The organism is Oribacterium sp. oral taxon 078 str. F0262, assembly GCF_000160135.1.
In the GTDB taxonomy this organism is placed as follows: domain Bacteria; phylum Bacillota; class Clostridia; order Lachnospirales; family Lachnospiraceae; genus Oribacterium.
On the sequence record NZ_GG729934.1, the window covers coordinates 346,296 to 357,930 of the forward strand.

The 11,635-nt window shown below is 56.7% G+C and carries 9 protein-coding genes; all 9 read right to left on the minus strand.

The window, feature by feature from the left end:
- Nucleotides 1-58: 58 nt before the first annotated feature.
- Complete coding sequence (locus GCWU000341_RS05355; RefSeq protein WP_040653483.1) at nt 59-1,216, minus strand: sulfurtransferase; 1,158 nt, start codon at nt 1,214-1,216, stop codon at nt 59-61.
- Nucleotides 1,217-1,584: 368 nt separating this feature from the next.
- Nucleotides 1,585-2,748 (minus strand): M20 family metallopeptidase, encoded by a 1,164-nt coding sequence (locus tag GCWU000341_RS05360; RefSeq protein ID WP_040653484.1) that lies wholly within the window; start codon nt 2,746-2,748, stop codon nt 1,585-1,587.
- A 319-nt stretch (nt 2,749-3,067) separates the two neighbouring features.
- Nucleotides 3,068-4,000 carry a translation elongation factor Ts gene (gene tsf, locus GCWU000341_RS05365; protein ID WP_040653702.1) on the minus strand — a complete coding sequence of 311 codons (933 nt, stop codon included), beginning with the start codon at nt 3,998-4,000 and terminating at the stop codon, nt 3,068-3,070.
- Between the two features lie 64 nt (nt 4,001-4,064).
- Nucleotides 4,065-4,814 (minus strand): 30S ribosomal protein S2, encoded by a 750-nt coding sequence (gene rpsB / locus GCWU000341_RS05370; RefSeq protein ID WP_009214793.1) that lies wholly within the window; start codon nt 4,812-4,814, stop codon nt 4,065-4,067.
- Nucleotides 4,815-5,077: 263 nt separating this feature from the next.
- Nucleotides 5,078-7,132, minus strand: coding sequence for a type I DNA topoisomerase (gene topA / locus GCWU000341_RS05375; protein ID WP_009214795.1), 2,055 nt, complete (start codon nt 7,130-7,132; stop codon nt 5,078-5,080).
- Between the two features lie 108 nt (nt 7,133-7,240).
- Nucleotides 7,241-8,230, minus strand: a complete 990-nt coding sequence (gene dprA, locus GCWU000341_RS05380) for a DNA-processing protein DprA (protein WP_009214796.1) — start codon at nt 8,228-8,230, stop codon at nt 7,241-7,243.
- On the minus strand, nt 8,227-9,780 hold the full coding sequence (locus GCWU000341_RS05385; protein WP_040653485.1) for a YifB family Mg chelatase-like AAA ATPase: 1,554 nt from the start codon (nt 9,778-9,780) through the stop codon (nt 8,227-8,229). Before GCWU000341_RS05385 ends, dprA begins: the two co-directional genes overlap by 4 nt.
- 1,034 nt (nt 9,781-10,814) lie before the next feature.
- Nucleotides 10,815-11,141: a type II toxin-antitoxin system RelE/ParE family toxin gene (locus GCWU000341_RS05400; protein WP_009214801.1), complete on the minus strand. Its 327-nt coding sequence runs from the start codon at nt 11,139-11,141 to the stop codon at nt 10,815-10,817.
- Nucleotides 11,134-11,388 carry a type II toxin-antitoxin system prevent-host-death family antitoxin gene (locus GCWU000341_RS05405; RefSeq protein WP_021774351.1) on the minus strand — a complete coding sequence of 85 codons (255 nt, stop codon included), beginning with the start codon at nt 11,386-11,388 and terminating at the stop codon, nt 11,134-11,136. The genes GCWU000341_RS05400 and GCWU000341_RS05405 overlap by 8 nt, the downstream gene beginning before the upstream one ends.
- Nucleotides 11,389-11,635: the final 247 nt, after the last annotated feature.

Consider the following 11,635-nt stretch of genomic DNA (forward strand, 5'->3'; position numbering starts at 1 on the left):
TGCGAAAAAGAGGGCTCCGCCCCGCGGAACCCCCTCTTCTCTCCGGACAGACTCCGCTCTAGGAAAGCTTCGCCTTATCCGTCGCGAGATCAGAGACCTTGACCTCCTTATAGTCAGAGCTCCCCGGCTCTCCGAGCTGTACAGGATTGTCCTTGTCCATCTGCCAGACGAACCAGCCCCCGTCATAGAGATAGACATTCCGATAGCCGCTTTGATATGCGATCAGGAAGGGCACGCAGGCTCTCCAGCCGGTTCCGCAGTAGAACGCGATATCATTATCCTCCAAGGAGGCCCCGGATTCCTTGAGATATTTCTCCAGCGTATCGACCCCCGCAATCGTGCCGTCCGCATTGTTATAGGACTTATCATCCGTATCATGGCCCCAGATCGCGCCAAGAGGTTCCCCCGCCCGGTCGATATAGCTGTAGCCGGAGGTCTTTCCCAGAAACTCGTCCTTTGAGCGAATGCTGACCAGCTTAAACTTCGGGTCGTCCTTTAACTTCTCCTTCACCTCATCGATGCTCAGGATATATTCCGGATGGGCCGGGATCGTAAGACCGAAGTCCTGATCCGTTCCCTTCGGCTCATTGGCCTTGGTCTCCGTCTCATATCCCGCCTTTTCCCAGGCATCGATCCCGCCGGACAGATCCTTCACATTTTTCACACCGGCCCAGAGCAGCATCACGGCCACTCTGTCATCCGCCGTATTTTCCGGACTGTTCCCGTAGACAAGCACCGTGGTATCCTTTGTGATCCCATAGCGCTTCATGAGCTTTCCGATCTCCTCCGGACTCCGATAGTTCCAGTCCTTATCGGACTCGACATCGTCGGTATTCATGTGGACCGCCCCCGGGATATGGGCCTTCTGATAGTCCTTGTCCTCCTTCTCCGGGCCCCAGGCGGCCTCCAGAAGAACAAAGTCTTTTGACTCCGGGAGCTTGCCGTCGAGGAGGTCCTTCACATAATCCGCTCCGACATAGACTTCCTGCTCCGCACCCTTCGAGGAGGCCGTATTCTCCGCCTCCGCGCTCTTCCCGCTCTCGCTCTCCGCCTCTTTGCTCTCTGTCTTTGCGGACGTCTCTGTCTCCGAGCTCTCTGCCTTTGCCGCAGTCTCTGCCTTTTCCGCGCTGCTCTCCACCGCTCCTCCGGAGCAGGCCGTAAGAATGCCTGCCAGGATGAGCGAGGAGGCGAGGATTCCGCAAACTGATTTCTTCATCTTTTCCTGTCTCCTGTCTTTCCTGATCTCTTCGAAGACGGGCTTAAAAACCGCGTCTTCGAAATCACGCAATGCTCATAATTATAGATTTTTATCCCTGTTTGTAAAATCGATTTTCCCTATAAAATACTTGTCTTATTTTACTTTCTTATAAATATGTCTCTCAGCCGGAATTTCGGCACTGTGGTACAGATCCGAGCCTTCTGAGCCTCTGTCTTCGAAAAGGCAGACCGTCTTTTGCACCGGCGCTCAGAGATCCGGTTTTTAATATTGCTTCCGCGATGCAGGAAAGCGCGGTCGGAGCGAGAGCAAGCGTTTCAGACAGGCGAAACGAAAAGCGGCGGGGAAAGTAAAGGCAGCGTCTTACCCTAAAAGCATTTCCCTAAGAGGATGCGAAAGACCGCCTCGCAGCGAAAAAGCTCCGAGAGCTCGACATATTCGTCCGGCCTGTGGGCCTGCTCGAGGCTCCCCGGTCCGTAGGAAAGCGTATTCTGATTCCCGCAGAGACCGGCGACGACCGCGCTGTCCGTATAGCCTGGGAAGGGAGAGACCACGGCATCTTCTCCCGTATATTCCCGGATGGAGCTTTGCAGGAGAGAAAGGAGCTCGGAGTCCGGATGATGCGGGACAGCGGGGCGGTAGCCGCAGGGAATGATCTCAGAGGAGATTCCGGGAATCCTCTCCGCCGCCCTCTTTGCCGAGTGCTCCAGGATCTCCCTTCCCTTTTCAAAATCATAGGGAGGAGAAAGCCTCATGTCCACAGAGCACTCACAGTCCGCCGGGACCTGGTAGGGGTGAATCCCTCCCCGGATCTCTCCGAAGCAGATCCGGGAGCCTCCGCAGAAGGCATCCGGCCGAAGTGCCGCGACCTCCTCTCTCGCAAAGCAGAGAGCATAGGCCATCGCGGAGATCGCATCGGCGCCCTTCTCCGGCTCACTGGCATGCGCCGCCCTCCCGTGCATCCGGTACCGGTACCAGCAGCGGCTCCTGTGCGCGGTCTGAATCTCCCCGTGACTTGGCTCCGTATCCATGACAAGGCAGCTTCCATCGACCCAGGAAAGCTCGACCGCGCTCTCGATCCCTTTCATATCCGCTTCCTCATCCATCGTCCCGATGAAGCGGATCGTGCGGGTCGGAAGCCCCTCTGTCCTCACTCTTTCGCAGGCGGAGAGAAAGGCGGAGAGCGCGCAGGCCATGCCGCCCTTCATATCGCAGGAGCCCCGGCCGTAGAGTCTTCCTCCCTCGATCCTTCCCCCCAGCGGCTCCTTCGTCCATCCGGAGGCGATCGGGACTGTATCCATATGGCAGAGGATGACGAGCGGGGGAAGGATGCTTTTCCCGGGAAGCTCCGCCATCACGATCGGGCGTCCCTCCTCCACTTCATGGCTGAGAAATCTCCCTTCCTTCGGGAGCTTCCCCTTAAGAAACTGCCGGATATATCCTGCCACATAGCCCTCCCCGATCCCGGGATTTGTGCTCTCGATCTCTACCAGCCTCTGACAAAGCCTGATGACATCCTCTTTCGTTTCCATTCTATTCTTACCTCCTTCCCCGCCCTCTCCCCGGCTTTTCCGGAGCAGGGGCTCCTGAGTCAATGCTTTAGTCCCCAAAAAGACGGCACTCAGTTCTTCGCTGGGGACCCGAATTCTCCCGGCTGATTTCAGCCGGTCTGCTGCCTTTCCGACCTGTGAACAGGCCGTCTTCCTGCCCGGTGTTCGGCGATTTGGTATTTTATCTTATCGTGATGCTGCCCTTCACGGCTTTTCCCGACGGAAGCTGTCACAAAAGGGAAGAAACGCCGGGACCCTCCCGGGCTCCGGCGCTCCTTCCCTCTTTCCTTTGGAAAAAGTCTTACTTTCCCATCTGTGCGGCGACTTCCTCCGCGAAATTTTCCTGCTTCTTCTCCAGTCCCTCTCCGGTCTCATAGCGGACGAAGCCCTCGAGCGAAATCTCCGCATTCTCCGCCTTTTTGACGGATTCTACGTACTGCCCGACCGTCTGCTTTCCGTCCTCTGCCCGGACATAGACCTGATCCAGCAGACAGACCTCCTTCAGCTCCTTGTTGAGCCGTCCCTCGACCATGCCGAGGAGCACCTTCTCCGGGGCGTTCGGCTTCTCGTTCTTTGCCGCTGCGAGGAGGATCTCCTTTTCAGAATCGAGATAAGCCTGATCCACCTCCTTCCGGGAGGTATACTTCGGTTTCAAAGCCGCGATCTGCATCGCGATATTTCTCGCCATCTCCCGGACCGTCTCATTCACGAGACTGCTCTTTACCTGGAGCAGCACGGCGATTCTTCCGCCCGCATGGATATAGTCCTGCACAAAGCCGTTTTCCTCATGAAGCTTTTGGAATCTGCGGATATGCATGTTCTCTCCGATCAGGGAAATCTCCGCGGAGAGCTGCTGAGAGACGGTCTTTTCGGGATCGAGCTCCCACTTCTCCGCGAGGAAGGCATCGATATCGGAGGCATTCGTCTTCAGCGCCTGCGCGGCGACCTCCCGCACGAAGCTCTGGAATTTCTCGTTCTTTGCGACGAAATCGGTCTCGGCGTTCACCTCGACCACAACCCCCGTCTTTCCGTCCTCGGAAAGCGCCGTAAAAGAAACGCCCTCCGCGGCGATCCTTCCGGCCTTCTTCTCCGCTCCGGCCAGGCCCTGCTCTCTCAGATGCTCGACCGCCTTATCCATATCGCCGGCGACCGCCTCGAGAGCCTTCTTGCAGGCCATCATTCCCGCGCCGGTGAGCTCTCTTAAGTCCTTAACCATTGCCGCTGTAATAGCCATTTTCCCCTCCATTCCGAAGCCGCCCCGCCGGGCGGCAGATTAAAATCCGTCTATTCGCCCGCTCTTATTCCGCTTCAGGGACCAGGCTTTCATCTCCCTCTGCCGCTGCGGCCGCTTCCTCCTCCGTCATATCGCCCTGCTTCGCCTCGATGACGGCATCCGCCATCTTGGAGACGATCAGCTTGATCGCGCGGATCGCATCGTCATTTCCCGGGATGATATAGTCGAGCTCCTCCGGATCCGCATTGGTATCCGCGATGCCGAAAAGCGTGACGCCGAGGGCATGGGCCTCCTGCACGCAGATCTTCTCCTTTTTCGGATCGACGACAAAGATCGCGTCCGGAACCGCCTTCATATCCTTGATTCCGCCGAGGTTTGCCTCGAGCTTCCCCCACTCCTTCCGAAGAAGCGTGACCTCCTTCTTCGGGAGGACATCGAAGGTGCCGTCCTCGGACATCTTCTCGATCTCCTTCAGTCTCTGAATCCTGGAGCGTATGGTCTTAAAGTTTGTGAGCATGCCTCCGAGCCATCTCTCATTGACGTAGAACTCGCCGCAGCGGAGGGCCTCCGCCTTGATCGCGTCCTGCGCCTGCTTCTTCGTCCCCACGAAAAGCACCGTGCCTCCGTTTGCGACGATCTGCGCCATCGCATTGTAGGCATCGTCCACCATCTTCACGGTCTTCTGCAGGTCGATGATGTGAATGCCGTTCCTCTCCGTATAGATGTACGGAGCCATCTTGGGATTCCATCTCCTGGTCTGATGCCCGAAGTGTACGCCCGCCTCGAGAAGCTGCTTCATTCCAATCGCACTCATCTTTTTTCCTCCTTGGTTTTACTTCCACCGGGTCTTCTGTGCTGTCCGGCATCATCCCCTCAGGGGACACCTTCGGATCCCGGCCCGGTGTGCATCGTTTCGCCCCGTTCTGTCTTTGTAGAAGATTCCGCCTTCTCCGTCAAAGCGGGCTGCTGTCCTCTCAACATCGAAAGCTCATGAATTTTCCGCATCGATAAGACGGGCTTCCCTCTCCCTTTTCGATCAAAGGACAAAGAAAACCGCGCCAAATGGCGCGGCTTTTACTATAGCATGATTTTTTCTTCTCTGTCAACCGCGGGAAGGGGGAGAGACGCAATCTCGTTTTCCTTCTTTTCCCCGGCCTTCGCGTCCTTCGGCTTCGCCCAGCTGATATAGCTGCAGTCCGGGTAGCGGGAGCAGGAGTAGAAGATCCGCCCCTTCCGGGAGCGCTTTTTCACGCATTCCGCTCCGCAGTCCGGACAGAGGAAGCCCGCGTATTCCATGTAGGGCTTGGTATTCCGGCATTCCGGGAAGCCCGGGCAGGCGAGGAACTTCCCGTGGGGTCCGTACTTTATGACCATCCTTCGTCCGCACTTATCGCAGGGGATTTCGGTCTCCTCGTCCCGGATCGTGATCTTTTCCACCTCCTGATTCGCCTTCTCCACCGCTTCTGAGAGATCCGGATAGAAGTTTTCGATCAGAGTCTTCCAGGGGAGCTTTCCCTCCGCGACGGAATCCAGAAGCGTCTCCATATTGGCGGTGAAGCCGGTGTCCACAATCGTCGGGAAGTTTTTCGTCATCATCTCGTTTACGGCGCTTCCGAGCTCCGTGACAAAGAGATTTTTCTTCTCCTTCGTGATATAGCGCCTGTGGAGCAGCGTTCCGATCGTGGGAGCATAGGTCGAGGGCCGCCCGATACCGTCCTCCTCCAGCGCCTTCACCAGCGAGGCCTCCGTATAGTGCGCGGGGGGCTGGGTGAAATGCTGCTCCTTCTGAAAGCCCTCCCTCTTCAGAACCTCTCCCGGCACAAGCTTCGGGAGCTGCACATTCTTCTCCTCCCTGTCCTCCTCGGAGCGGTAGACGGAGAGAAAGCCCTCGAAGGCGATCCGGCTTCCGTTCAGCACAAAGAAATACTCCCCCGCCTTCAGCCGGACCGTCTCTGTGTCATAGACTGCGGGCTGCATGCGGGAGGCGAGAAAGCGCTGATAAATGAGCTGATAGAGGCGGTACTCATCCCGGCCCAGGCTCTCCTTCGCCTCTCCCGGCGTGATCTCCAGATAGCTAGGGCGGATCGCCTCATGGGCATCCTGGATCTTCCCCTCCTTCTTCTCCCTCTCCTGCCCCTTCGGAAGGACATATTCCTTTCCGTACTTCTCCGCGATCAGAGCGCGCACCGCCTCATCGGCCTCCTCCGCGATCCTCGTGGAATCCGTCCTGAGATAGGTGATGAGCCCGACTGTCCCCCGGTTTTTCACATTGACGCCCTCGTAGAGGGACTGCGCGATCCGCATCGTCTTCTGGGTCGGAAAGGACAGGAGCTTCGAGGCCTCCTGCTGAAGCGTGCTCGTCGTAAAGGGAAGGGGAGGCTTCTTTCTCCGCTCCGATTTCCGGATCTCGGAGACGATAAGCTCCTGCTCCCCGATGGAACGGATGATCGCATCGACCTCGCGCTCGGTCTTAAGCTCCATGCGCTTTTCCTTTCCGTAAAAGGCCGCGCAGAGCTTCTTCCTGCCGTGTAGAACGGAGGCCTCCAGACTCCAGTACTCCTCCGGATGGAAGGCCGCGATCTCCGTCTCCCTGTCACAGATCATCCTGAGAGCGACGGACTGCACCCTCCCCGCAGAGAGACCCTTTCTGATCTTCTTCCAAAGGAGCGGACTGATCGTATATCCCACGAGCCGGTCCATGACCCGCCTCGCCTGCTGTGCGTTTACGAGATCCATGTCGATATCCCGCGGATGCTTCAGGGCGGTCCGGACGGCATTTTTCGTGATCTCATTGAAGCTGATGCGGGAGATCTTTTCCCGGTTGCTCTCCTCCCGGCAAAGCTCCCTCCCGAGGTGCCAGCTGATCGCCTCCCCCTCCCGGTCCGGGTCGGTCGCAAGGAAGATGCGGTCTGCCTTTTTCGCCTCTTTTTTCAGCTTCCCGAGAAGCTCTCCTTTTCCGCGGATCGTGATGTACTTCGGCTCGTAATCGTGCTCCACATCCACGCCGAGCGAGCTTTTCGGCATATCGATTAAATGTCCCATCGTGGCGTCGATCGTATAATTTTTCCCCAAAAACTTGCTGATCGTCTTTACCTTCGCGGGAGACTCCACTATGATTAAATTCTTTGCCATGAACTTTCTTCCTGCCTCTGCATGATCGAACGGCTGTGATCCGGCAGATCCCGGAGCCCGCCCATGGAAGCACTCCCGGACCGCCGCAGCGCATAAAACGGCGCACTTTCAGAATCCTAACAGGTCTTTTGAAATATTGCAAGGCCCTTCCGCGCCATCCCGCTTCTCCATTTCTCCCCTATCCGCGGTCTTTTGGAAGCATCTCCTCCGGTAGTAGGCGCACTTCGGGGATTCCGAAAAGCCGAGAAGCTCCAGCTCCAGAAGGATCCCGGACAGTTTCTCCGTGGGAAGTCCCAGGAGGCGGGAGAGCTCCTCGATGTGGATGCTTTTCGTATCGAGCGCGGAAAATACCTTCCGCTGCAGCTTAGAGAGCTCCCCCTCCTTCGGCGGAAGAAGGAGAAGCTCTCCCTCTCTCTCAAGGTGCAGAAAGCTGAGCACATCCTCCACGCAGGACAGAAGCTCCGCGCCCTGGCGGATCAGCTGATTACAGCCAAAGGAGAGATGATCCGTGATCCGCCCGGGCAGCGCAAAGACCTGCTTTCCCTGCTCCAGGGCGTGCCCCACGGTGATGGACGTGCCGGAGCGCTCCTTTGCCTCGATCACAAGCACCGCATCCGAGAGACCGGAAATCAGCCGGTTTCTCCTCACAAAATTCGCGGGAAGGGGCGCTGTCCCCGCGGGAAATTCGCTGAGAATTCCTCCCTGCTCCGCAATTCTCTCGTAGAGCTCATAATTGCTCCTGGGGTAGCAGATATCCGCTCCGCAGCCGAGTACGGCATAGGTCCTCCCACCGCCCTTGAGCGCACCCCAATGCCCTGCCGTATCGATTCCCCGGGCCATTCCGCTCACGATGCTGACTCCCCGTCCCGCGAGCGCCCCCGCAAAGGCCTCCGCGATCTCCCTTCCGTAGGGGCTCCCGTCTCTTGCCCCGATGATCGAGACCGAGGGACTGAGATCGGAGGGGAGCTCTCCCCTAAGGTAAAGGCAGGAGGGACAGTCCGGAATCTGTCTGAGCCGCTCCGGAAATTCCGGATCCAGCGGCGTGATCTCCCGTATGGGAAAGCGCTCGGAAAAGGATCTCTCAAAGCCTCCTCTCATAGCGCAGCCTCCTCCCCGAAAAGCCGCTCCTCCAGGCTTCGATAGGACACGGCCTCGGAGAGCTGCGGGATCCCGATCTCCGCCTCTCCCGAGAGATCCGCTATGGTCCTCGCGGTCTTCAGAAGCTTGTGATAGGTCCGCATGGAAAGCTGCTTCAGTTGGAAAATCCTCCTCATAAAGCTCTCCTCCTTCTCTCTTAGCGTACAGAAGCGCTCGATCTCCCCGATCCCCATCTCGGAATTACAGCGGATCGGAAGCCCCCGGAAGCGCTCCCGCTGGATCTCTCTGGCCCGGATCACATCCTCCCGGAGCCTCTCACTGGAAATCCCCCGCCCCCGGGATCTGGCATCCTCGTAGCTCACGGGGGAGACCTCCACGCAGAGATCCATCCTCTCTAGGATCGGTTTGGAGATGCCCCTTTGATAGGAGCGGATCTGGGAGGGTGTGCAGTGGCAGCGCCTTCTGTCCGGGAAATGGCCGCAAGGGCAGGGATTCATCGCAGCGATCAAAAGACAGTCCGCCGGATAGCGAAAGGAACCGCTCAGGCGCTGAATCACCAAAAAGCGGTCCTCCATGGGCTGCCTGAGCCCCTCGATCGAGCTTTTGGAAAAAAGGGGGAGCTCATCGAGGAAAAGCACTCCGTTTAAGGCAAGCGGCAGCTCGCCCGGCACGATCCCTCCGGGTCCGCTCCCCCCAAGGAGAGCCGTAGAAGTGATGCTGTGATGCGGGGAGCGAAAGGGGCGCTTCCCATAGAGCGCCCTCCCCTTCGGGAGCATGCCCGCGATGGAGTATAGCTTTGTGATCTCGATATCCTCCTTCCGAGAGAGGGGCGGAAGGATCCCCGGGATCCGCTTTGCGATCATGCTTTTTCCGGAGCCGGCCGGCCCGGACAAAAGGAGATTATGCTTCCCTGCGGCGGCGATCAAAGCCGCCCGCACGGAAAAGCTCTGCCCGCGCACATCGGAAAAATCCGGGATTTTCTCCGGCTCACTCTCCTCCCTCTGCCCTCCCCTCCCCCTCTGAAAGCTTCGAAAGCTCTCCTCCGAGGAGAGAAGAGACCTAAGATCCGAGATCGAACGGACTCCGATGATATCCATCCCCTCCACGACGGATGCCTCCGCCGCATCCTCCTCCGGAACCACCGCGCCTTGAAGCCCCGCTTCCTGGAGCGCCGTGACCAAAGAAAGCGCACCCCGCACATGTCGGATCTCCCCGTCCAGTCCGACCTCTCCGAAAAAGCCATAATCCTCCGGAGGGGAGCAGGCCACAAGTCCGAGGGAGAGGAGCATGCCGAGGAGGATCGGAAGATCAAAGCCGCTCCCATCCTTCCTCCGATCCGCCGGCTGGAGATTGATCGTCAAGCGCTTTGGCGGAAGGGGAAGCTCCGCATTCTTCATCGCCACCGTGCAGCGATCCAGCGCCTCCCTCACATTCGCGGAGACATTCCCGACGATGACCGAACGGGGCAGGCCGTTGCTCTCATCCACCTGCACGCAGACCGGGTAGCCGTCCAGCCCATGCAGCCCGGCACTGTTGATTTTCGCAAGCATAAATCCCCCTCCTTATATCAAAACCAGGCCCCCGCGGGAGACTTCCGCGATATCTTTCAAACGGCAGAAAATCCCCTTTACAGAAAGACAAAAAAGCGGAAGCCTCCTCCCGGGAAAACACAAAACAACGCTCTCCATTATCCAATGCTGAAATATGGGAAATATATGGGAAATATATGGGAAATATATGGGAAATTGACAGATGATAAAAAGTGAAAATCTCGGGCAGAACGCCCAGAATCAAAGGCTTTTTTTAATCATAGCCGCTCCGACAAAGCTTGTCAAATATAAAATTCCAGTGTCATAAGGAGCTGTCCCCCCATCGTGCTTGCACGAAGGGGGGACAGCTCCTTATGACACGCCCCCTTATGAGCATGCAGCGGAGGTTTTTCCCGCGGAATGCGAATAAGGGACAGCATGGCGAGCTCAGCGATGCCATGCGGAATTTTAGAAACAGCATGGCCGAAGCCAATGCTTGCACGAAGGGGGGACAGCTCCTTATGACACCGCCCCCTTATGAGCATGCAGCGGAGGTTTTTCCCGCGGAATGCGAATAAGGGACAGCATGGCGAGCTCAGCGATGCCATGCGGAATTTTAGAAACAGCATGGCCGAAGCCAATGCTTGCACGAAGGGGGGACAGCTCCTTATGACACGCCCCCTTATGAGCATGCAGCGGAGGTTTTTCCCGCGGAATGCGAATAAGGGACAGCATGGCGAGCTCAGCGATGTCATGCGGAATTTTAGAAACAGCATGGCCGAAGCCAATGCTTGCACGAAGGGGGAGACAGCTCCTTATGACACGCCCTCTTATGAGCATGCAGCGGGGCTTTTTCCCGCGGAATGCGAATAAGGGACAGCATGGCGAGCTCAGCGATGCCATGCGGAATTTTAGAAACAGCATGGCCGAAGCCAATGCTTGCACGAAGGGGGAGGGGGTTCCTTATGACACGCCCCCTTATGAGCATGCAGCGGGGATTTTCCCCCGCACTAAAATTCCAACAACCTTCTGCAAGAGTTTCACTGTCTGGTCATTTATTCATCGCTTTTATGGTCTCCGAACAAAATCCGCATATAATCGCGACGGGCATAGAGAATACGATCAACATAAACTTCGCTGCCGTAAGCGCGATAAAAGCTGATGTAATTTCCGCTTGCAATAAAGCGATAATCGCTCTCTATCTCCGCAATCGAAGACAGCGGAGCCCCTGCCTGTGCATAAGTCTGCAAAATGCGGAGACTCTTTGTAATTCGACTTACGGTTGCCAATGCTACGGATGGGTTCAGCAGCTCTTCCTCAATATAGGCCTTGATTTCAATGAGATCGTTTTGAGCTTCTTCGGATAAATGCAGACTATTCATTGACGATCCCGAGCTTCTTCTCCACAGCTTCTAATGTCAGCCAGGCTTTCTCTTCGCCGGATTTTCGTCCTTTCGCAAGTTCCTTCATCAGACGGAGGCTTGCCTCTGTCTTTTCAAAGTCCTGCATATCGAGAATCACATATCGGCCGCGCCCGTTCTTCGTCAGAAAAACCGGGGCGCCAACAGCCACATCATGCAGCACATCGCTGTAATTTCGCAGATCGGAAACAGGTTTGATATTTGGCATATTGCTGACTCCTTTCTCCCATAGTATATCCCAATCTGCTGTAAAATCCAACCGAAGATTTTACTGCACGGGCTTCGATTATATTCCGATAACGAGACCTATACCATTGACTAAATTCATAACGGACAGCAAGCTCATGATGATTTGCTTCTTCCATCTTCGATTGCTTTGATTCCGCTGTCCGGGGACTGGCGATAGGAAGGCGGCACTTTGTGAAAAGACTCTGGGCAATGCGAATCTATTTTTC

Bases quoted from the DNA above. Each gene is read 5' to 3' on its own strand.
- GCWU000341_RS05355 (WP_040653483.1), bottom strand. From the start codon at position 1,216: ATGAAGAAATCAGTTTGCGGAATCCTCGCCTCCTCGCTCATCCTGGCA.
- GCWU000341_RS05360 (WP_040653484.1), bottom strand. From the start codon at position 2,748: ATGGAAACGAAAGAGGATGTCATCAGGCTTTGTCAGAGGCTGGTAGAG.
- tsf (WP_040653702.1), bottom strand. From the start codon at position 4,000: ATGGCTATTACAGCGGCAATGGTTAAGGACTTAAGAGAGCTCACCGGC.
- rpsB (WP_009214793.1), bottom strand. From the start codon at position 4,814: ATGAGTGCGATTGGAATGAAGCAGCTTCTCGAGGCGGGCGTACACTTC.
- topA (WP_009214795.1), bottom strand. From the start codon at position 7,132: ATGGCAAAGAATTTAATCATAGTGGAGTCTCCCGCGAAGGTAAAGACG.
- dprA (WP_009214796.1), bottom strand. From the start codon at position 8,230: ATGAGAGGAGGCTTTGAGAGATCCTTTTCCGAGCGCTTTCCCATACGG.
- GCWU000341_RS05385 (WP_040653485.1), bottom strand. From the start codon at position 9,780: ATGCTTGCGAAAATCAACAGTGCCGGGCTGCATGGGCTGGACGGCTAC.
- GCWU000341_RS05400 (WP_009214801.1), bottom strand. From the start codon at position 11,141: ATGAATAGTCTGCATTTATCCGAAGAAGCTCAAAACGATCTCATTGAA.
- GCWU000341_RS05405 (WP_021774351.1), bottom strand. From the start codon at position 11,388: ATGCCAAATATCAAACCTGTTTCCGATCTGCGAAATTACAGCGATGTG.